Annotated in this window: 17 protein-coding genes and 1 pseudogene; 5 read left to right on the top strand and 13 right to left on the bottom strand. The window is 59.9% G+C overall.

From position 1 onward, the window contains the following. Nucleotides 1-428: 428 nt before the first annotated feature. Genes QO058_RS20535 through QO058_RS20525 form a run of 3 tightly spaced genes read right to left on the bottom strand, consistent with a single transcriptional unit; the run spans nt 429 to nt 2706 of the window. Nucleotides 429-1850 (bottom strand): exonuclease domain-containing protein, encoded by a 1422-nt coding sequence (locus QO058_RS20535; protein ID WP_284168103.1) that lies wholly within the window; start codon nt 1848-1850, stop codon nt 429-431. A 5-nt stretch (nt 1851-1855) separates the two neighbouring features. Then, a complete protein-coding gene (locus QO058_RS20530) occupies nt 1856-2371 on the bottom strand; it encodes an ImmA/IrrE family metallo-endopeptidase (RefSeq protein ID WP_284168102.1) in 516 nt (171 codons plus the stop codon). Beyond that, nucleotides 2368-2706 carry a helix-turn-helix transcriptional regulator gene (locus tag QO058_RS20525; protein WP_284168101.1) on the bottom strand — a complete coding sequence of 113 codons (339 nt, stop codon included), beginning with the start codon at nt 2704-2706 and terminating at the stop codon, nt 2368-2370. The genes QO058_RS20530 and QO058_RS20525 overlap by 4 nt, the downstream gene beginning before the upstream one ends. A gap of 110 nt (nt 2707-2816) precedes the next feature. Here QO058_RS20525 and QO058_RS31505 point away from each other — a divergent pair, with 110 nt between their 5' ends. The 4 genes from QO058_RS31505 to QO058_RS20505 are packed head-to-tail and all read left to right on the top strand — an operon-like array spanning nt 2817 to nt 5610. Next, nucleotides 2817-3179 carry a DUF2188 domain-containing protein gene (locus tag QO058_RS31505; RefSeq protein ID WP_432211959.1) on the top strand — a complete coding sequence of 121 codons (363 nt, stop codon included), beginning with the start codon at nt 2817-2819 and terminating at the stop codon, nt 3177-3179. A gap of 59 nt (nt 3180-3238) precedes the next feature. After that, nucleotides 3239-3955, top strand: coding sequence for a multiubiquitin domain-containing protein (locus QO058_RS20515; protein WP_284168100.1), 717 nt, complete (start codon nt 3239-3241; stop codon nt 3953-3955). Then, nucleotides 3930-5138 carry a ThiF family adenylyltransferase gene (locus QO058_RS20510; protein WP_284168099.1) on the top strand — a complete coding sequence of 403 codons (1209 nt, stop codon included), beginning with the start codon at nt 3930-3932 and terminating at the stop codon, nt 5136-5138. Before QO058_RS20515 ends, QO058_RS20510 begins: the two co-directional genes overlap by 26 nt. Next, nucleotides 5098-5610, top strand: a complete 513-nt coding sequence (locus QO058_RS20505; RefSeq protein ID WP_347975462.1) for a ubiquitination-like system serine protease family protein — start codon at nt 5098-5100, stop codon at nt 5608-5610. The genes QO058_RS20510 and QO058_RS20505 overlap by 41 nt, the downstream gene beginning before the upstream one ends. 688 nt (nt 5611-6298) lie before the next feature. On the opposite strand, the gene QO058_RS20500 is transcribed toward QO058_RS20505, so the two are convergent. The 8 genes and pseudogenes from QO058_RS20500 to QO058_RS20465 form a co-directional block, all read right to left on the bottom strand. After that, nucleotides 6299-7144, bottom strand: a complete 846-nt coding sequence (locus tag QO058_RS20500) for a hypothetical protein (protein WP_284168098.1) — start codon at nt 7142-7144, stop codon at nt 6299-6301. A 78-nt stretch (nt 7145-7222) separates the two neighbouring features. After that, nucleotides 7223-8710, bottom strand: coding sequence for a helix-turn-helix transcriptional regulator (locus QO058_RS20495; RefSeq protein ID WP_284168097.1), 1488 nt, complete (start codon nt 8708-8710; stop codon nt 7223-7225). A 70-nt stretch (nt 8711-8780) separates the two neighbouring features. Continuing rightward, nucleotides 8781-9599: a hypothetical protein gene (locus QO058_RS20490; protein WP_284168096.1), complete on the bottom strand. Its 819-nt coding sequence runs from the start codon at nt 9597-9599 to the stop codon at nt 8781-8783. Nucleotides 9600-10240: 641 nt separating this feature from the next. Then, nucleotides 10241-11005, bottom strand: a complete 765-nt coding sequence (gene qatD, locus QO058_RS20485) for a Qat anti-phage system TatD family nuclease QatD (RefSeq protein WP_284168095.1) — start codon at nt 11003-11005, stop codon at nt 10241-10243. Then, nucleotides 11002-12309: a Qat anti-phage system QueC-like protein QatC gene (gene qatC / locus QO058_RS20480; RefSeq protein ID WP_284168094.1), complete on the bottom strand. Its 1308-nt coding sequence runs from the start codon at nt 12307-12309 to the stop codon at nt 11002-11004. Before qatC ends, qatD begins: the two co-directional genes overlap by 4 nt. Next, on the bottom strand, nt 12306-12650 hold the full coding sequence (locus QO058_RS20475; RefSeq protein ID WP_284168093.1) for a hypothetical protein: 345 nt from the start codon (nt 12648-12650) through the stop codon (nt 12306-12308). The genes qatC and QO058_RS20475 overlap by 4 nt, the downstream gene beginning before the upstream one ends. A 424-nt stretch (nt 12651-13074) precedes the next feature. Beyond that, nucleotides 13075-14850 carry a KAP family P-loop NTPase fold protein gene (locus tag QO058_RS20470; RefSeq protein ID WP_284168092.1) on the bottom strand — a complete coding sequence of 592 codons (1776 nt, stop codon included), beginning with the start codon at nt 14848-14850 and terminating at the stop codon, nt 13075-13077. 395 nt (nt 14851-15245) lie between these two features. Continuing rightward, nucleotides 15246-15416: pseudogene (locus QO058_RS20465) on the bottom strand (antitoxin Xre/MbcA/ParS toxin-binding domain-containing protein); the annotation flags it as partial. Nucleotides 15417-16311: 895 nt separating this feature from the next. Between QO058_RS20465 and QO058_RS20460 the strand changes: the two are divergent. Beyond that, nucleotides 16312-17931: a carboxylesterase/lipase family protein gene (locus QO058_RS20460; protein ID WP_284168089.1), complete on the top strand. Its 1620-nt coding sequence runs from the start codon at nt 16312-16314 to the stop codon at nt 17929-17931. 538 nt (nt 17932-18469) lie between these two features. Here the strand turns inward: QO058_RS20460 and QO058_RS20455 are convergent. Both QO058_RS20455 and QO058_RS20450 read right to left on the bottom strand, forming a co-directional pair. Then, the gene (locus tag QO058_RS20455; RefSeq protein ID WP_284168088.1) at nt 18470-18865 is read right to left on the bottom strand and encodes a hypothetical protein; all 396 of its coding nucleotides are present in this window, start codon (nt 18863-18865) and stop codon (nt 18470-18472) included. Further along, nucleotides 18862-19296 (bottom strand): hypothetical protein, encoded by a 435-nt coding sequence (locus QO058_RS20450; protein ID WP_284168087.1) that lies wholly within the window; start codon nt 19294-19296, stop codon nt 18862-18864. The genes QO058_RS20455 and QO058_RS20450 overlap by 4 nt, the downstream gene beginning before the upstream one ends. Between the last annotated feature and the right edge of the window lie 6 nt (nt 19297-19302).

Genomic DNA, 19302 nt, shown 5'->3' with positions numbered 1-19302 from the left:
GCCCGGCGGAGGTCTGCCGGATGATCGCGCGCGCCGACGATCAAATACAATCCTCGAATGTCCGATCACGCTGACAAGCTGGGACCAGCATTCCATTATAAGGGCGTAGCGCTGGTTTCCCGCTAAACAACGCCAAGGTAGAACGAACAGGGCACGACATCATGCCGCTTCTGTTTTGCGCACAGATTCAGCGCTTCCGACCGGTCGCCTTTGTGGCTCGATCCAAAGGAAGTCGCCATTGCGGCTATCGGGATTGCGCGCGTGGCTGGGCGCACCCTCCTATGTGCCTTGCTCTTTGAATGAGCAGACTGACCACTTGATCGCCGATACCGCGAGCCGGGGAGAAGCCGGGTGCCAAAAAGGTCCTTTGCCGTAGCCAGGCTATGGAATTCAGGCCGCGGAGCTTTCGTCTCTCTCCGACGCTTGGCTTAGACGCAATCACTTGGGGCTGTCCGAAATCTTTCCACGCGCTCGATTTTCGAGACAAGCCAACGGCGATAGTCATTCAACAATGCTGAAGTCATATGTTGATCGGTTGCTGCGATAGCGTCGATCTCCTTCACCGCTTCGGGGAGTGTCAGCGGGCCGCCACGGTCATCAAGAAGGCGATCGGCGAGGTCCAGATCGGCTTGCCGTCTTTCAGTTTCCGAAAGACTGCCGCGATGTTCGGCGTGAAGGAGGCGGCGCCCGAAGACCGCGAGGCGCGGGTCTTCAAAGCGCGCAATGATTTCGAGCCGTTCCTGACGCGACGCTTCGTGGAAGGCCTGCATCCGCTGTTTGTCGGCGTCGCAGGGGAAGCCGTCGTAAAGCCGCAGCTCGGGTAGCGGTGATGGCTCACGTTCACTCCACGATCCCGTGTAGACGGCGACGATCCGCGCACAAAGATTGGGATCGCTCTTTACGCGACGGGCGCGATTTTCGGCCGTATCGAGATCCAGGCCTCCCAAGAGTTCCTCCGGTGCCGCCCACAGCTCCGTCAGCGCGGGGCCGCCGTTGACTGCAAGCCGGCGCACCGGTGTCCCTTTCCGGCAAATCTCCACAATCATCTCCTCGTCCGACATCGACCCCAAGCGATCGGGATCAATGGAAAGGTCCAAGCAGAAACGACCATTGGGATTGCCGGGCGGCCGACCGATCAGAACGACGGGTCGATGGACCGCCTGCCCGCCGCCAAAGAATTCGGTCAGGACGAAGCCGTCTTCTGTCTCGACGAACTGAGAGACGACCGACTTGTTGGAGAACCGTTGAAAGCGCTGCCAGACGTCGTCGGCCTTGGCGCGAACGAGACGGCACAGCTCCAGCGTGACTTCTACATCTGCGAGAGCGTTGTGCGCGCTGGTATGGTGGAGCCCATTGGCGGGCGCGATATCCGCGAGCTTGAAGCTTCGGCGCCCGCCTATGCCTTCTGGTGCCGCGAGACAGTGCGGCGGGAGGGCAAAGGCCGCAAGCGCGAGAGCGAGAGCGTCAGCCCGTCCATTGCCGGGACGGCTCGTCGGGTAGGGGTCGTGGAGCGACTGAAAGAAGCCGTGGCGCAGCATTTCCTCGTCAAATGCGATGGAGTTGTAGCCCACGAAAATCGCTGGCGACCACTCCGCGATCTTACGCGCTATCGCGCATGTCATCGCGTAGTGGGAGGGCAGGTTCGGGTCTAGCAGCGCGGCGATTGGCAAGCCGTTGGTCAGCAGAGCCTTCGGATGGGGAACGACGTGCGGCTGCAGCCGCGACCGCGCCTCGAAACGATCGATCTCATTCAACTCGTGATCAGTGCGGATGGCCGCAAAATGCACAATCTGGTCGAAACCTTTCCGGAGCCCCGTCGTCTCGGTGTCGAAGAAGACGAAGCCGGTCATCGGGTTTACCCACGTACGCCCAGTCGGTAGCGCAGTGCCGACGTGCTCACCCGAAACTTACGAGCCAGCGATTCGAGCCGTTCATCGTCGTCAAGGTCTAGCCCGACCGGATCGACGACGTCCTTTAAAAACGCATGCGGCATGAGGAGCTCGGCTGCGAAGGCATTGGCCTCGATCTCCCACAAATCGACGCCCTGAGCAGCGACGTCATCCCGCATCATTACGCGGAAGGCCTTGTCGAGATGAACTTCTTCCCGCAGTTGCTCGGGGTGAAGTTCGTGATGGGCGAGTTCATGCGCGATGGTAAACCGCTGCCGGTTGGGGTGATGGAGAGCGTTCACCCCGATTATCCGCACTCCGTCACGGATATAAGCCATGCCGGAGAGCTCGTCTGCGAGCGGCGCGTACTGCAAGACGATACCCCGAGCCTTCACGATCCGTTCGACAGGAACGGGCGCTGCGCGAACCGGAAACTCGGCGATGATCGTACGCGCGGCGGCGCGGGCTTCGACGACACTCACGACTTTGCTTTGGCAGTGGCGACGGCGGTCGCGATAAGGTCGCTGATCTGCGCTTTCGCCTTCGGGCTGACCGCTTCTGAAAGCGCAAGAACTTGATCCTCCAGGGACGGTTTGGACTCGACTGGAAGGAGGTCGCCGACCTGCGACAAGCCAAGGGCTGAGGCTATGTCGCAGGCATGATGCAAGAGCACGTTTTGCCGACCACGCTCAATGTTTGCAATCGAGGCCCGTGAAAGCCCGACCCGTGACGCCAGCTGCGCCTGGGTCATCTTCAGTTGCTCGCGTCGCAGAGCCATGGCTTCTCCGAAGGCGGTGTACCGCGGATCATTCGACATATTTGATGTTTGGATCAGTCGGGTTGCTGTGTCAAACTCGCAAACAAATGATTGTAATACAAACATTGTAATGTTTTTATTGACACCAATGTGGTTCTCGGGAACCCTATATGCGTCGGCTGGGCGAGGGCCTGGCTGCGGCGAGCAGAAGGACTAAGAACTTGTCAAAGCGCATTCACGTCGTCCCCCACGAGAACGGGTGGGCAACCAGACGCGAAGGGACGTCGCGGGCCGGCACGGTCCACGACACCCAGGCTCAGGCGAACGAAGCGGCACGCGGTACGGCCATTCGGGAGCGGGGCGAAGCGATCATCCATCGTCCCGACGGCCGTATCCGGGACGCGAACTCCTATGGCAACGATCCCTTCCCCCGAAGGGATGATCACCACGCGGCCGCACCATCCGGTGCGGTCCTCCATTCAGCCGGCGGGCTGATCCTGGCCTGCATTCAGTTCAAAGGACGAAATCGATGACCGATCGCCGAGGCGGTTCGCTGCGCAACGAAGAGCACTAACGACAAGGAGATTACAAAATGAGCATTGCAGACGCGCCGGAGCTGATCTCCGGGAATCAGAACCTGACTGCGGCGCAGATCGCCGATGAGTCTTTCAACTTCCGCATCTTCTCGTTCGACGACCGCAAGGTCACGGGCGGGCAGATTGCGGAAGCGTACGGGGCGCATCCGATCACCGAGTTCGTAGTGCTTCATCAGCTCGCCAATCTCGAGCTTGAAGAACTGCGGCCGACTGAGCTTGCCGATCTGAAGAGGGGGAACCGCTTCTTCGTGATCCGCGGTGATGGCACGCATCGCTTCTTCGTCGATGGCCTGAGCATGGTCTGGCCGCTCAAGACGCTCAAGGGCCGCTACATCAAGCAGCTGATCGCTAAAGACAACGCCGATACCGAGCTGCTGCTGGAACGCGAAGACCAGCCCGACAAGGTCATTGATGATGACGAAGATGTGCGTCTGGCCGGTGACGGTGTCGAGAAGCTCAAGACCCGTCCGGCCAAGGCGAGCGTGACCATCATCGTCGAGGGCACGCCGCATAGCTGGACGAAGAACAAGATCAGCTACGACGAAGTCGTCACGCTGGAGGTGCCCAACTACGCCCAGCATCCGGAGATCACCTATTCGGTGAAATACACCAACGGCCCCAACAATCGGCCCGAGGGCGTTCTGGCCAAGGGTGAGACGGTGCGTGTCAAAGATGGGATGATCTTCAGTGTTTCAGAAACTGGTCAGTCATAACGACGATATCCGTCGTCTGGTCGAGAAGGGGTACGCGGTCGGTTTCGACAGCGAGTATCTGATCGTTCGCGATGTCCCCTATCTCGACACGAACCGTGCGTACCAACTTGGCGCCATCGTCACCAAGTTGGTGTTCACCGACAATGAGCACGTCCGCCAGGACGATCATCAGATCTTCTTCGCAGGCTCTCATCCCTACAACATGGATGGCGGTCAGATCGGCAATCTCGCGGGCGGGCCGACGACTCTGACGCTGAGTGCGGAGGCATCTGATGTGGTCGTGCAGCGCAGCTTCTCAAACAAGCCGCGCGTGAACGGTCAGCTGGTCGGGTTTGATAATTTCTTCGACAAGATCGAGAGCTATGTCGGGATCATTTCCGGTCCCGCGATGGCGATGTATCCCGGCCGAAAGGAGCCGCTGACGTACCGGGCCGTCGAAAAGGCTGCCGAGGACGCCATATTCAAGATCCACGACACCATGACCAGCCGTGCGGAAATCACCGGATTGTCCGCGAAGTTTCACGGCGAGGTCGTGGCAATCATCGGCTTGGGCGGCACCGGAGCTTACACGCTCGACTTTCTGGCCAAGACGCCTGTTAAAGAGATCCGCGGTTTCGACCGCGATCCGTTTCACGTTCACAACGCCTTCCGCTCGCCAGGGCGGTTCGAGCATAACGAGTTCAACCTGTCGAAGGCCGATATGTATCAGGCCCGGTACTACAATCTCCGTCATGGTCTGAAGCTGGAAGCGAAGTTCATTGATGCGTCCAGTGCCGCCGACTTCGAGGGCGTCACCTTCGCCTTCGTCTGCGTGGACAAGGGCAGTTCTCGCGCGGGCATCTTTGACTTGCTGATCGCGCTCGACATCCCATTCATCGACGTGGGCATGGGGCTAAACCGCAAGCACGGTGCGCTCTCTGGTATGATGCGGGCAACCTATTACGCGCCCGAGACCGCGGCAGCAGTGAGAGCAAAGGACCTCGCAGAGCTGACCGACCGGCAGAACGAGGAATACCGGGTGAACATCCAGATCGGCGAGTTGAACGCCTTGAATGCGGCGATGGCGGTCATGAAGTTTAAGCGACTGAAAGGGTTCTACGTCGAGAAGACGCCGGACTTTCATTTTCTGTTCGATCTCGCTGATGGCAAAATTGCAACGCGGTCAGAACTCAATGAAGCTTGAAAACATCACTCTTCAGCGCGTTGAGTTTATGCCCAAGCAGCTTGAGCCTGGAGTCCTCTACGTCTCCGAGAAATATGGCGCGGTGGCGCATCTCTGCGCGTGCGGCTGCGGTGCCAAGATCCGCACGCCGCTCGGCGAGACAGAGTGGAGCTTGAAGGAAACCGCCAGCGGTCCAAGCCTGTGGCCTTCCGTCGGCAACTGGCAGCAAGCCTGCAAGTCTCATTACGTCATCGACGGGGAGAGATCATATGGTGCGGCACCTGGACGCCCGAGCGAATTATGGCCGGTCGCCAGGCTGAGGAAGCGCGTCGCAAGGCGTATTACGATGCCATGTACGCCAAGGACGGATGGTTCATCCGCTTCTGGAACTGGCTCAAGGGACTGTTTGTCCGATAAGGCAAGTGAGGCGCTGGCGACTGCTCGCCAGCGTTGCTCAGCTTCAGTGCATACCGCATACGCCGCAGCTCGCTGATGCGGGTGAGTGCACGCGCCTCATGAGATTATAGAGGTCGCGTCTCAAGAAACAAATTGTCATTCGATGCCGCGACGCTCCCATAGCCTGCGGTCGTCATGGACTGGCTGGGCAAATCTCGAGGTCTTTATTCGGCCAGAGGTGCGAACTCGCGCACAAAAAACACGAAAATCCAATCGTTTAAGCAGTTGCCGTTAGTTCACGGACCCGGGACGGCGCTTGCCCTGTTGTGCCGCCGAAGAGAGGGCGCAGCCTATCGAGAGGCACGAAGGCCGGAATGTCGTTGGTGGTTAGCGGATCCTTCTCCGGGACCTGCAACCCGCAAGCCGGCGAGACTGCAAAAAATGTGAACACAGCCGCCAGCGAACGTAGACTGAGAACGTACCCCCTAGACCCGCTGTCATTGAACCGATTGTCGTGCCGATTGATTCTTGGCTATTGGCAATCGTACGAATGATGTTCGGCGATGTTGTTCTGCTTCTCGCCACGGTGCAAGCGCCATCGATTAGTAGGCGTCCGCCGCGCTCAAATGAGCTGCTAGCCTCGACATTCCCGGTGTCAGCCAGAGAGCGGCTTCGATCTCAATACGGGCGAATGCGACTACCCCGACAGCCGACCTACCTTTCTCAAGCCGTCACCGACGTGGCGTGTCCTTAGGGACGGTGAATTCGCCCAAGATGAAACACCCCTAGTCTGCCGGCGCATTTGCTTCTGCCTTTTCGACCAGACGAATGCCCGCATGAATGGTGGCCAGATAGTAATAGAACATCCAGCTCAGCCAGACGTTGGGATCGTAGTTGGTCTTCTGCGACGGATTGTGATGCCTGATGCCGAACTCGTTCGCGATCTGGAACAAGTCCGCCTCGTCCTTTTTGGTCAGGACCTTTTTGAGCTGAGGCCGCAGATATTCGAGTACGTCCGCGAGGTCTCTGATGACATCTCGCCGATCGTCCGGCGTGGATTTCCGCTCGCGAAATTTCGTGATCGCTGACTGCAATCGGGCGTGCACATGGCCATCGGCAATCGGAATATCGGCCTTAAGGAGAGGTGCCACGCCTGCGGGACCCAACTCCAGTATCTCGCCGTCCGATGAGAGTTCGTACCCATCTCCATATCTCGCGAGGAGCAAATTAACCTGCTCGCGAAACGCTTTTCGACCCACTTCGACGTCGAACTCGTCCCAGTGCATCCCGCAATTGCCGAAGTCGTGCATCTGGCCCTTTATGGGCTTGGAAACATGGTCGTACAGGAACTCCATCACGCTGAAGAGGTCATCTTCGTCGTAGTCGTATACCCTCTCAACGAAAGGCCACAGATCGGGCTTCCCAAGCCTGAGATGCACGGTGAACTCCACGTCCTGTCCCAGCTTGCCAGGAACAGACCCCGCATCGACGCAATAGAATCCGAAGCTCTCGTCGAAAAATCCGTCTTGCTTCAGCTTATGAAAGACGGATCCGGCCAACTGCCTCAAAGTGAGGAAATCGAATTGGCCCGAGATCTTCCCTTTTCGTTGGGCATAGTAGGCACGGCTCACCGCAATGACTCACATTATGAACGGCAGCTGACGGCTGCTGGCGAGATTCGACCGGTCCGCATTAGCGACGAAGCTTCGCTACGCGATCTTCCGTGTGATAGCCCCTGAGATGGGAGTGTATATCTGAATACCATAGGCACCGTCTTGGACCGTTTTCTCAATATGGAAGCCTGGAACGGTTTGGCCACTTCCAACGGTCATCGAGGCCGGGTCAAAATCCAGATCCGCATAAGCAGCGAAGACTACGCCATCGTTCTTGCCGGACAATTTTAGTTCGCGAAACCGCACTCCGCGGGCCGCGCAATTTCGGAAAGTGTCCAGGACCGGCTCGGACGCTATGGGCAAGTCGGATGGCAACTCGGATGCAGAGGCCTTCAGCTCGTCTTCTGAAAAGAAACTCGCGAGCTTCACCACCTCGTCAAAAACCGCGTATGCGCTGACCGGCTCCATAACTTGTTCCGGGCTAGTCAAAGGCGCAGCAGCGAACACCACGGACTGGATCTCGCCCAGCTCGTGCAGTAGGTCGGTGTTCTGGGATGCGAGCGTTCCGGGATAGGCTAGAGCCGCGCTCCTCTTAGCGCCCGAAATCCGCGCCTCCAACCTGCGCTCAACGGCATTCCTATAAGCTTTGAGCCTCGCTTGCCGAGCAAGGATGGCTTCCTTACTGGCGCGAACGCTAGCCAACTCTGCTTCGAGACCATCAATGCGCTGATGTGCGCGATCCACCGTCTCCTTCAGATCGCTGATATCGACCCAAAGGGCTGCTGACTTATCTCCGGTGGTGGGCAAGCTTACGCAGCGAGCCCATCTGTGCTCTGCTGTCTGCAAATCCAACCAACCGCTCGATCCGCTTTCGGACAACAGTGTCGCAGCCGCGGCAGCTGGCAAACCCACTGTGTCCTCGAAACCAGATGTAGCGAACAACTCTTCCTTTGCGGTCCGCACGGAAACAGCCGCACCCTTTGCGTCGTTCAACAACAGTCCGATTTCAGCATAGACATCGGGAACGGCCTGAGGCGCTGGAATGCTGCGGAGGCCCTCAGGGGTGAGCTCGATCATCGCCTCGCGCCCCGCGACTTTGCGCACGACAAGCCTGCCAGCCTCAAGCAAGGCGATAAGGCGCGAGAGGTTCGCCTCCTCGACCTCCAGATGCCGCTTCAAGTCCTTTCGTGGCAGGCGACCGCCTTCGCGCCGGAGCTTCTCCAGAAGTGGCACAACATGTCGACGGCTTAGCACGCTGTCAGGCGGCTGCAGCTCAGCGTAGCGGGCTGTCCTCGCGACTATGTCACCGAGGGCTTCGATTTGGCGAGCTGAAGCCGGGAGCTCATGCCTGTCCAATAGCTGCTCGCAAAACCGGAAAACACCGAGCCACTCGTCGATATCCTCCGGAGCGGACCGCGACCGGATGAAGCGCCACGCAACCTCCTGGAGCGCAGGATATGTCTTGCGGGCTGCGAGCTCAGGCGCGCGGCCGAAGAAATCGGACATCATCGACTTTGCCTCTACGGCGCTGATCTCACCAATCGCGAGCTCCCGCATCCTGTTGGCAATTTCGCTATCTAACATTTTGATAGCCTCAATTTGTTTCAGCTCATTTCAGCATTCGGACTTAAGCACCATTTCGCACTTATGCAAATCACGAAACAGCACAAATGCTGAAAGGTTCCTGAATGAACGTAGCGCTATCAGCTAGCTTTCGAACGGTGCTCGTTGCGGGCAGCACGAATCCGATCACATCGTCAGAACGTTTCGGGTAGCTTTGCTGAGCCACAAACGAGCGGCAGCCAAATCGATCGTGAAGCCGCGCTGCGGCACCCTTATGCTCGCTCATCGTGACGTCGTCGCCGCAGGACGGCGTGAGCAGGAAATCGACATCAAGCTGGCTGAAAGGGGTGTCGTAGGAATGGCAAAGATCTTTGCAGATCGGGAACGCAATTAGCCCGATTGCGGTCACCATCACCTTTATGCTGCGGCTGGCGACGATATCCTCGCATTGCTTGCTCTTGTCGAAATAGGCCACGACTTTCTGAAAATCGAAGAGCTCCTTCCCGACACGGGAATAAACCACACCGCGGTTCGCAAAACCCGTGCCGACCTCATCGTGGAAAGAGCCACCGACGACGATCACGGGGCCGCGGCCGGCCCCCGCTTCCAACGCGAGCAGCTCATCGGCGATGATCCCTCTCATCGAATGGTCAATCGTCAATTCCGGAAACACATGGGCGAAACTCTTGCCCTCTCCCGACTGGCCGAGGTGCTGTCGGACGATTTCTTCGGTTGGCCCACGTACTGCTGATACGAGAAAATGCCCTGGCCGAACGTTGTCGCGCTCCTTGAAGTCGACGGTGGCGAATGCCGTCGCGCTGAACGCGAGAGGGTCCGAGCCTGAACCGATCTCGCGATGGTCGACAAGCTCGACAGGATGTCCGCCCGCATCGCACCGGAGCGCTCGCATGTACTTGAGGCCGCGGCGCTCGAACGGGCGCTTGTCCTCCGTCAGATCTTCAGGGGGCGCCTTGCCTGATTTCCGAGGGATCGGGATCAGATAATAGCTTACTCAAGGACCTGCACCGCCCAATCCGCCGGGTCGACCGATGGGCCGGTCTCATGCTCCAGGTATTGCGTTTCTGCAGCCCGAAGGATCCCTCCGAGAACACGACATGCGTCCAGATCGCTCGTTTGACCGTCGATTACAGGATGCGATGAGCCCGAGCTCGAAAAGCTTTCAGCGGCCGCGACAATCTCGCTCTCGGGCACTCGGAGGTACGAGCCGCGAATTCCGGAAGGAGCAAGCTTCAGGAGGTGCCACAGGCTGACAACTTCCACGGCCGTCACATTGCCGGCGCTTACCGACTGAAACAACCCCGGCAGCTGCTCTGCTACGATCGCGTACCACTGTTCGAAAGGGAGCTCGCTCATAATACCAGGGCACCAAAATGATTAGCTCCTAATCCCTGCAACGATTCCTTCGCGTCGTGAAGTTGCGCCAGCTCTTTCCTTGCAGGATTTCGCTTCGACCGGAGCCGGAGGACAAGGACAGGCCACAGGCTGTCAAACGGCGCTCCCAGTGCATTGAACGACGCGACCGACCAAAACCTAGGCAGCGTGAGAGGAGCTTTCCGCGACCTTTGGGAGGGAACCTGATAGTCGGCGGAGATTATCCAAAAGGCGATCGGAAACCATCTTTTCGGTCGTTCCCCACATTTCTGCGAGTGCGGCTGTCATGGCGACCGTATCCCCTGGCTGTAAGGGACGGCCTCGGTGCTCCGTGAACGGTCCGTCGGTTTCCGTCAGGATTCGGTCCTGCGGCATGTACTTCAGTAGCGTCCTCCCGCTGGCTGAGCGTGTCATGGGCTGTCCGACCGAGAACCAGCAACCTTGATCAATTGCCTTTAGCAACTGCGCTTTAGTGCCGGAGAACCAGTGCAAGATTGGAATTCCAGCGTCTGGCTGACGACGGAGGCTGTCGAGCACCTCGTCGGCAGTTCGGCGGCTGTGAATGGAGAGAACCTTCCCACCTTGTTTCGCCGACATCGCAAGCACTGCCTCGAATACCCGCCGCTGCGTTGTCGCGTGCTCCCGAAACCCCGGAGCGCCATCCAAGCCGATCTCTCCAACGTAATGGGTTTCGGGCAACAGCCCTTCAAACAATGCAAGCTCCTGGTGGCGCTGGTGAGCAAGTTGCGGATGGAGACCCAGAGCAGTCCGAATCCTGGCGCAGCCCTTGGCTAACGCAGAAGTGCCGCGCCATGCCTTAGGTGTGGTGGTAACGGACAGAACGTAGATTCCAGCCTTATCTGCTTCCCGCACGACCGCCTGAGGATCTGGATAGAGGTCTAGGTGGCAATGGAAATCGATCACGGTAACCCGCTGGCATGGAGAAAAGTTCGCAGTTCCTCGATACCACGACCGAAAACATCGATACACCCGTCCCTCTCTACAGCGTTCTCAGGTAGCGGACCTGCCTGCAGAACCCATCGCTCTATGTCGGCGGTTGGAGCCTTCCTTACCGCGTAACGGACAGATGCCAGGTCGTCGCGTTGGCCACTATCGGCCATGACAGTTGCTAGCAATTCGCAGCGATAGCCGGTGTTGTCGGCAATCCCAGCTGCGTGGAAAGACGCCCTGCGAATGAGGCAAGGCACGCAGCGCCCGCACTGCGTGTTGTCTCGTTTCCATTTGCCACAGGATACGGTGCGAACCGCCTGGGCGGCGAACCTGGGATCGGTTGCGTGCCGCCGGAGCATTTCGCCCTTGGTCTGATGGCGCAGCGGATTTTCAATCCGAACTGGCAGGCCGACGGCGTCGAAGATGCCTTGCATCGACTGCAAGAAATGAGGGTGTGTCGTTCGCGTGCTGTGCGAGCCAATCCGTCGCGCAGTCAATGGCGCATTCAGCGCGATCAGCCCATTCTCAGGCACCCACAAATCAACCCGGCGCCCACTTCGGATCTGCGAGATGGCCGTCCCCACCGCAGCGCCATATGCGAGGAAATTGAAGCTTCGGGTCCGCATGGAGACCTCGGAGTTTCCAGTCCACGTCGGATGGGCATTAGCCGAAAATCTCGCACAAACGACCGGCAAGGCTTGCGCCGTTAGGTTCTGATACCTGCGATCGCCCCTGTATGAATGGCTCACCAGGGCCGGGCGGCCACCACCGGCCAAGAGGTCAAGGACGCCGACATAGCTGTCGAGGCCGCCTGAGAACAAGCAGGCACTGTCGGAGCGCGTCAGATCTATGCGCCACCGCCTCCTATCAATCGCGGACTGCAAAGGGCGCCGCGGGCCTTCTGACCGAAATTCCAGACTCCACGCATCGCCGCTAAGGAACCGTAGCGCTTCTTCCAATCGTGCACGCACAGCGATCCAAGGACCCGGATTGCTCAATGGGATCGTGAGCTCCAGACCACGGCTCCAGCGATCCTCGGCTTCCTCGCGAAGGATGAAGGTATCGGCGGCCGTCACCGCCATCGCGATTGTGAGGAAGTCGAAAGCCTCACTTTGAAGAGCGAACCCTAGGCGGCTGACCGCATCCATCACCCCCGCGCCCAAACGCGCGACACCGTCTGGCATGTGTCCGCGGCCGTAGAGAACCACGTGGACATCCCGGTCAAAGCGGCTCTTTGGCACATCCTCCGGGCCAGCGTGGCAGATCACGCGAGTCATGCGAAATTCTCCCAATCCCGCCACACGTCATCCATCGCACTGCGCTGGAGACGCTCGACTTCGGCTCTGGGCAATTGGCCGCCTGCTGCGGCGAGCCGCGGACCGAGATGGCGATCGATCGCGATCTGGATGAGATCGAACAGTTCGCCTTCAGCTTGTGCTGTGCGAGCATCGGAGGGTGCCTTGTTCCAGGCAGATCCGGCGTCCTCGACAACCTGCTGGAACAGAATGCGCGTGAGGAATTCGACCATGATAGCGATGATGTTGTCGGGCGTCAGGATCGCTGGATCAAATATGGCAACATCGGGCAGAACCTCAGCGACAGCCTCCTGAATCGCCACTTGGATTCGATCAGCATCAGCGTTCTGGGGAGCCAGAGCGCGGGCTATCTCTTGCACTGCGAAAGTGAGCGTTCGCCCGGCAAGACCAGCCAGGTCGACACCGGCGAACTCAGTGGCATTGCCCCCCGCGGCAAGGTCACCGAGGGCCCCAAAAAGACTTCCGCCGGCTTGATAGGCCGACCCGAAACGTCTTGGCCCAACGCGTTGGCCGCCTGTAGCCGTGCGTGCATAATGGCCGAGCGCCGTTCGGAGTGAGCCGCCATCTCCGCTAGCGTATCGCCCGAATTCGGTGCGGAAGGTCCGAAAACGCTGCCCATCCGGCGCCGGCAGTGGCACCCCTGGATTGGCATCGGCCCAAGAAGGGACAAGAGGTGATCGGCCGCTCGGGCCCCTGCTGGAAGAAGAGGTCCCCACCGCGATCTCCCTACGCGCCAGCCCACGATTTGCCGTTCAGTAGCGTCGCCATCCACGGCGGCCGCCTTGGCAGATCAAGCGATCTAACGAACCGGACAAAAACGGCAGCCGCGTCAGGCCCTTCATCCGCCAACAGGATCGCACCTCGAAAATCGTTGCGCGAACGCGTCCAATCGGGGTTTCTCCGCATATCGCGAACAAGCGCCTCCATAACTGGCACGCGTTCAGACATATCGATTGACGCGAGAGCATCCCGAGCAGCTGGGGAGCTCGATGTCCTGACGTCGCGAAGGACATCGACGGCCTTCAGTGCCGCCGGCGACAGCGATGCTGCGAGACTACGAAGCGGAACAGTCTCGCGCGCAAGATAGACAGCTGGCCGGAGATCCACTCCGGCAAGCGGCGGTTCGAGCGCGCCCCATTCGCGGATGAAGGAAAGATGCGGCCGCATGGCGTCGGGGCAAGCGGCCTCGATCTCGGTGGCGGGGGCATCGGAGGCTTCCAATCGGACGAAGAACTCCGGCTTGCCCATCGCCGTGTTGATTGCGTCATGGAGGGCGTCAACTGCGGCTGCAGCGGTACAGCGCTCGAACAGAACCAGTTTAGCGATGATCGCTTCGTCGATCGGCATGCCCCGCTTCCCAGCGATCGACGCACGCATGCGCACTACGTTCATCATGCGTTTGATGATGCGCGGATTGCCTTTGATATTGGTGGAGTAGGCCAACAGCGGGGCCATCCGATCCGCCAAGTCTAGGCTATTTCTAAGCGCCGTTGGATCAGGCAGCTTCAGCAACTCGATGACGTCGTCGACCCCGAAATCGGAATTCGGCTTCCATGCGTTTTGGAGCCGATCCACTAGGAACGCCCTCAGTGTCTCAAGCGATTTGTCGCTCACTTTGGCCGCCTCTGCGAAGAGCAGAAGCATGTAGGCCCGTATCTCCTGTACTCCTAGTCTAGGAACACGGACAGGAACCTGGATCAGTTTATCGAGGTAGTCTTGAATTAGCCGTTCGGACGGGTTGCGAAAGTGAGTCGACACCGCGTGGCGGACCATGTCCTCGTCGGCGGCAATGATGAACGCTGTTCTCGGTAGAAACAGGAAAAGCCTGATGGCCTCAAGCGTGTGAATGGCGTTCGGCGGAGTGCATCGGTCGATATTGTCGATGACGACAACCAGTGTTTTGCCGAGCCCCTTCAAGATGTCCTTGAACTCATCGCGGAACGCCGTGATCTCCTCGGGAGGACTGCGCTTGGTTTCAGGAGCCAGCAACCCCTTCGTTCGAGAAGTAACCTCCGTTGCTGCTTCCTTCAGTGCCTTGGCGTCGTCCTCGTCCGCCTCACCGGAGAAATAATCGCCGACACTTTGGATACCTCTATTCAGCGCCCCAAACGTCGGCATTCCGAAAAGCGCTGCCCCTCCTTCTGCGGCCAGTCCCAGCAGGCGGAGCTTGTTTACGCGGCCGTAGAAGCTCTTCGCCTTCGCTTGCAAATCTTCCGGTGCAGCGTCGAGCAGGACCTTAGCGATGACGGCCATGAGAGCGGCCCTGGCATCGTCGAAATCCTGGTAGAGCCACGCGTCGAACTCGACGAAAATGTAGTTATCAGCATTCTTCGCAAGGCCCGCCTGCACCAGCCGGAGGATCGAAGACTTTCCCGTGCCCCAAGTACCGAATACACCCAGCGATAGGGGCAACATCCGCTCGTTACCCACCATCTCGGCCACGAGCTCGGCAACCTCGGAGTAATTGAGGTAGTCTACGTCGGTATCCGTATCAGCCCACACGTGCTCGCCCCCAGCAGACAGACAACGTTGTTGCTAAGTTTGCCAGCGAGCTCTGTTCGGTTCGAGCCTTCCTCAGCGACAACCTAGCTTGGCACTCGCAACGTGCGGACTGAAAGAGCAGCCGCGAGTTGTCCCCAAACGTTTTTCGCCTTTGGATTGCGATACCCTAAGTTAGCTCGCTGTTGTTGTGCGCGTGGAGACGAGAAAGGGACGGCTTCGCGAATAGGCGCTAGCGCACTTTGCACGCAAGCGACCCTTTCTACCGGCCGTGGGGGGCAGACTGCGTTCAGCCTGTCAACCGAACGGACTACCGGAGGCAGACGTTTCCGGTGTCAGCTATTGCGAAAGCGGACATCTGTCCGGCGGCATATGGATTCCGCTGAGCGCGGAACGCCCTAAGCGTGGATACCCGCGTCAATAGCCTCCACATATTCAAGGACTGCCTCGGCGCGGCCCTCGGCAATAAGCTGCACCGCCGTCAGGCCCGAAAGACCCTTTAGAGGTTCCGATCGAAACCAAGCGTAGGCTGCTGCTGAGGCAAATCGAGGCTCGATGATGGAGAGGATTACTCGGCTGGCTTCTTCCGGATTGAGATTCTTAACCGCGCCTCGGTGTCGAAGTTTCTCAGTCATTTGCGCCCCGAGCGCCCAGCGGCACTTCGACCAGGAAGGTGGCTTGGACGTTACCACACTTGCCATCCTACCACGAGGCAACTGCACTTCAGATCGGGATGCGCCACGGGATCGGCATCGGGGCGCACATCTTCCTCTCCCCGGCCTCGGGGGAACCAAGCCTCGTGAGCAGGCTTCCAATACGCATGCGTTCACCGCGAGGGATGAAGAACAGCGCCCTTCATTCCTTGTGTGTGGTTAACGCCCCAGCAAAAACAACGGGCTTGCTCCCTTGCTCGCGTTAAGGATTAATAGGTCCGTTCATGAAAATTATGCACCCGCCGGATAGAAATCGGCAATTCTGCAAAATACCTATCCCGCATATATTAAAATCATCACGTTTAAATTCGAAACTGCTCGGTGGATACTTTTTCTCTTGTGACGGATCCAATCCACAGCCGGAAGGGAAATTGACATCAGCATAAGCTGATCAACAGCCCCGAAGCGCCACACCCGGACTCTGGCTCTTTGTCGGAAAGCGGACTTTGGAAGCGCGGCGGCAGGATGACCGAAGGCGACCCCAAGCGGCCGTTCACAACCACCGTGCTCTCCTCCTACAAGCGGACGCAGCAGAGCCTTGGGAGGTAACGTGCTCGTCGTCCTCAGCGGACTGCCCGGCGCGGGCAAGACGACCATTGGAAAGGCGTTGGCGGCCAAGCGTTCCGCCGCCTACGTCCGCGTGGACGAAATCGAGCATGCTCTGACCCGTGATGCGAGCCTTGGACCCCGCTTGCCTACCGGAATATTTTAAGCTTAAAATATTTGTCAGCCTGCAGGGAGGGATCTGGCGATGTTTCTGACCGATCGAAGGACTGTTCTCGTAGGCCTGTCGAGCACGCTCGCCGCCGCCGCGCTGGCGCAGAACGTGCCGGTGGTCGAGACCGCGAGCGGCAAACTGCAGGGCTTCGTGCAAGACAGCGCCGTTGCCTTCTTCGGCATCCCCTACGCCGCCGCCGCCGTCGGGCCGCTACGCTACCGTGCGCCGCAACCGGCCGCGCCCTGGGCCGGTATACGCGATGCGAGCAAGCCGGGCGCAGCCTCGATCCAGACCTTGGCGGGCGCGGCCGCCTGGCTCTACGACGGCGCCGACCCGCAATCGGAAGACTGCCTTTTCCTCAACGTCTGGACGCCCTCGACTCGAGGCAAGCGGCCGGTGATGGTCTGGCTCCATGGCGGCGCCTGGCGCACCGGCCATGGTCTCGTCGCCGGCACGAACGGCGCAGCACTGGCCGCGCGCGGCGACGTCGTCGTGGTGACGGTAAATTACCGGCTCGGCGCTCTGGGATGGCTGGCGCATCCGGAGCTCAAGGACGAGGGTTCGGGCACCCTAGCGAATTGGGGGCATCAGGACCAGATCGCGGCGCTGCGCTGGGTGAAGGACAACATCGCCGCCTTCGGCGGCGATCCGGCGCGGGTGACGATCTTCGGCCAGTCGGCCGGCGGGCAGAGCGTCGCGACGATCGCCCAGAACCCTGGCAATGCCGGGCTGTTCGACAAGGTCATCATCCAGAGCGGCTCGCTGCACGGCGCCCCGGGCTTTCCTGAACTCGACACCGCCGCTGCTTATGCGGAGGCGCTGGCGAAGCGGCTCGGCACCAGCATCGCCGGCCTGCGTGAGCTTCCCGCCCAGCAGCTTCACGACGCCGAGCTTCAGCTGGCGCGCGATCCTGCCATGGTGCGCTCGCTCGGACGCCCGCCGATTCTGCCTGTGCTCGATGGCAAGGTGCTGACGGCCTGGCCACGTGACGGGCAATTGCCGGCCGTCCCCGCGCTGATCGGCACCACGCGCGACGAAGGCGTGTTCTGGTACGACCTGGTCAATCCCGACGGCAAGGCTGTGGGCGGGCTGAAGTCGCCGCAGACGGAGGCCGAGTTGCAGGCGATGATCCGCGACCTGATCGCGATTTATCGCCCAGAGGCCGCGCATCTGCCGGTGGCTGAGATCGTCGAGGCCTATCGTTCCACCGCGACGCCGGCCGAGGGCGATGCTCTGAAAAGCTCTTGGATCGCCGCCTATGGCGACATCGTCTTTCGCCTGCGTGCACTCGAGGCCGCCAGGCGCCATGCGCGGGCTGAGCACTCCGCCTATCTCTACGAATTCGATCGTCCCCTCGCGCCACCGGCGCGCGGCGTGCCGCATACGGCCGAGATCCCGTTCGTCTTCGGCACCTATCGACACCCGTTCTTCAGCGCCAAAGTGGGAGCCGGGCAGGCCGAGGCCAAACTGTCCGAGCTGATGCTGGCGAGTTGGGCCCGCTTCGCTCACACCGGCGTGCCCTCATCCGACATCTCGGGAGCATGGCGTCCGGTCTCGCCGGACGGCAAAGGCGTCAACATCCTCGGCCGCGACAGTGGTTATCAGGTTGCCGACGCGGTCGAGCCGGGACGCACCGCGGCTTGGAGGATATGAGGCGCCCTTGCGCCACAAGCAGACTCCGTGGATCCGCCGGAAAGGAGACAGAGTCCGATAACGAAAGGATCGAAATCGAGCCTGTACGGCAGCGTGCTAACCCTTGAAAGAAAACCCGTTTGTTATGCGAATGAGCGTGGCCCCATCTCGCAAAACCCGATCAGCGCCCTCGGCAGCGGTGGCGCGGGGATCGTTGCCGAAAACATTGTTTTCGGCCTATGACCGGCATCGGTCACGAAACGGCTTCTACCCGCCGCGGTCATCGTGACGCGTTCAGCCGACGCGAATAGTTCGCAGATGCTCGCCTCCGTAGAAGACGACGCATTGGTTCTCAAACCAGTGCGCCTCCTGATCGAGGGAACATGCAGCACGTTGGCCCGATTCCTCGCTGCATTTGGAGGCCCTGCCTCGGTCGCAACGAGCAAAACGGACCTTCCCTAGTTCAGCTCGAGACGTCAGGGTCATGATGAGCAGTACCAGCACTGCCCGTTGCTCTACCACTGAGCTCGCAGTTTGAGACTTTCCGACCTATCGACCCTCAGATCGTTACGACAAAGTCTACTACGGCCCGTGGTGCGAAACTGCCGCGATGCAGCACCACCGGGTCTCCCTTCTCCGCCTTGACCGAGATGACGTAAGGCTGGTTCGAGCGAACGACATGGCCACCGCTGGGCGGATACCGGTTTGAGCGGGTCCGGAAAGCATCCCAGGCCAGGCGACGACGCGATTTGGTATCGATCACCGCGGCCAACCCGCTGCCGGCCGGTTCTCCGGCCGGCAGTTGTTCGACGAGAACATGGACGGCTTCTCGGGAGTTGCGATCCTGGCGGTTGACGGAAACGGAGATCCAGGCTTCGCCGTCGTTCCGCGGTGCAGGCGCCGGCACCTCGCTTGCCACGGCACGAAGGCCCAAGGCCTGGAAGAGCCGATTCACGCCGGCCGTTCCCCCGCCAAGACCAGCGCCGACATCAGGTAGGTCACCCAATTCCCCTGCGCCGCTTGCGTGGCCTGCGCATCCTTCAGGATGGCGTAGAACGGATCATAGGAAACCATATTGACGACGATCAGGGCGGCGAGCACCGCGAGCGGAACCTTCACCGCTTTCTCGGCGAACAGGATGCGAAAGATGCGCCATTGGAAAATGATCGCGAGGGCGCATTCCAGCAGTGTCGCCACGACGAGAAGCCGCCCGAGATGCACGATCAACGGCGCGAGTTGATCGGCGACGCCGGGTTGCGCCGCGCCTTGCGCAAGAACGGCGCTCGTGCCGCACACGAGGAAAGCGGCCGATCCCGCAAGGCCCAGGCTGCGCCCGGACCGACTCCGCCTGCCGTCGTCCTGCTCCGCAGCGTTCGCCAACGTCATGCCCCC

This window comes from Bosea vestrisii (assembly GCF_030144325.1).
GTDB lineage: Bacteria > Pseudomonadota > Alphaproteobacteria > Rhizobiales > Beijerinckiaceae > Allobosea > Allobosea vestrisii_A.
Note: the sequence above shows the minus strand (reverse complement) of the source record. Positions and strands in the feature narration are given on the sequence as shown.

What these genes read in the sequence shown, in the direction of transcription:
- QO058_RS20535 (WP_284168103.1), bottom strand. Translation starts at nt 1,850, where the DNA reads ATGACCGGCTTCGTCTTCTTCGACACCGAGACGACGGGGCTCCGGAAA.
- QO058_RS20525 (WP_284168101.1), bottom strand. Translation starts at nt 2,706, where the DNA reads ATGTCGAATGATCCGCGGTACACCGCCTTCGGAGAAGCCATGGCTCTG.
- QO058_RS31505 (WP_432211959.1), top strand. Translation starts at nt 2,817, where the DNA reads ATGCGTCGGCTGGGCGAGGGCCTGGCTGCGGCGAGCAGAAGGACTAAG.
- QO058_RS20515 (WP_284168100.1), top strand. Translation starts at nt 3,239, where the DNA reads ATGAGCATTGCAGACGCGCCGGAGCTGATCTCCGGGAATCAGAACCTG.
- QO058_RS20505 (WP_347975462.1), top strand. Translation starts at nt 5,098, where the DNA reads ATGGCAAAATTGCAACGCGGTCAGAACTCAATGAAGCTTGAAAACATC.
- QO058_RS20495 (WP_284168097.1), bottom strand. Translation starts at nt 8,710, where the DNA reads ATGTTAGATAGCGAAATTGCCAACAGGATGCGGGAGCTCGCGATTGGT.
- QO058_RS20490 (WP_284168096.1), bottom strand. Translation starts at nt 9,599, where the DNA reads ATGCGAGCGCTCCGGTGCGATGCGGGCGGACATCCTGTCGAGCTTGTC.
- qatC (WP_284168094.1), bottom strand. Translation starts at nt 12,309, where the DNA reads ATGACTCGCGTGATCTGCCACGCTGGCCCGGAGGATGTGCCAAAGAGC.
- QO058_RS20460 (WP_284168089.1), top strand. Translation starts at nt 16,312, where the DNA reads ATGTTTCTGACCGATCGAAGGACTGTTCTCGTAGGCCTGTCGAGCACG.
- QO058_RS20450 (WP_284168087.1), bottom strand. Translation starts at nt 19,296, where the DNA reads ATGACGTTGGCGAACGCTGCGGAGCAGGACGACGGCAGGCGGAGTCGG.